Annotated in this window: 1 protein-coding gene; it reads left to right on the top strand. The window is 65.0% G+C overall.

What is annotated here, in order from left to right; all coding sequences use genetic code 11:
- Window positions 1–209: 209 nt before the first annotated feature.
- Window positions 210–1,167 (top strand): hypothetical protein (locus I5M_RS22585; RefSeq protein ID WP_022723481.1); only part of this gene is annotated, 958 nt, incomplete at its 3' end.

Raw genomic sequence — 1,167 nt, 5'->3', positions numbered from 1 at the left:
ATTCCGAAGTTTCCGGAAGGAGTGCGCGGGGGATTGACCCCGTCCGCTCGCGACTGGGCGCCGGTGTTGCGGCTGGCCGTCGTTGTGCTTCGCCCTGGCGATCATCTATTGGCGGACGCCGTCCACATTCACCAATCCCCAGTTTTGGGGGGAGGACATCGTTCTTCTTTGACGAGGGCATCGCTCACGGCTGGCGCAGCCTGTTCGTCGTGCCCGCCGGCTATCTGGTGGCCGCGCAGGATCTGGCCGGAATCTTCGCCAGCTATTTCGACCCGGCGGCGGCGCCGGCGATCTTCAACTACGCGGCCGTACTGTTGACCCTGTTGATCGTCTGGCTGATCACGTCGCCGCGCCTCGATCTTCCCTACAAGCCGCTGTGTGCGCTCGCCCTTGTGGTCGTGCCGATGGGCTACGAGGAGCTCGGCACGATCACCAACATCCAGTGGATCCTGCCGGTCGGCGTGTTCGCCCTTCTGTTCATGCGCAGCGCCAGGTCGCCCTTGGTTCTGCTCGGCGAGGCGCTGCTCACCGCGGTCTCGGCGGTCAGTGGCCCGTTCTGCATCTTCCTGCTGCCGCTGTTCGTGCTGCGCGCGGTCCAGACGAACGAAGCCGAGCGTCGCCGTTTCGTCGTGCTGAGCGCCGTCGTCGCTGCAGGTGTCCTGATCCAGTGCGTGTGTATCGTGCTGTATCCTGACCCCACCCGGATCGATCCGGTGCCCTATTCGTGGACGCTCTGGATCACGCTTCCGTTCAGGCAGTGGATGACGACCTTCGGTCCGGCGTCGGGGCTGTTCCACGACCTGCAGGGCGTGGTGCTCGGCCTCGTGCTATTGGCCCTCGCGTCGGCGCTGGCCTGCCTCCGTCCGTATCGCACGCAGAAGCTGTTCATGCTGTTCTTCGCGGTGACGATCGCGTTCGCCGGCATGTACAAGTTCCGGATCGCGCTCGGCACGCAGCTGTATTCACAACGCTACTTCTACTCCGGCAGCGTGTTCGCGCTGTGGTTCATCTGCTGCCTGTCGGCGAGGCCCTACGTCCGCACGGCGCTGGCCGCAGCGGTTGCGATCGTTCAACTCGCGCTGCTGCCGGTCATCGCCAACACGCCGCGCATTGCCCGGGATCTGGAATGGCCGGTGTGGGCGAGCTATCGTCGAGTGGCCTGCTGCG

The organism is Rhodopseudomonas sp. B29, assembly GCF_000333455.1.
GTDB lineage: Bacteria > Pseudomonadota > Alphaproteobacteria > Rhizobiales > Xanthobacteraceae > Rhodopseudomonas.
Note: the sequence above shows the minus strand (reverse complement) of the source record. Positions and strands in the feature narration are given on the sequence as shown.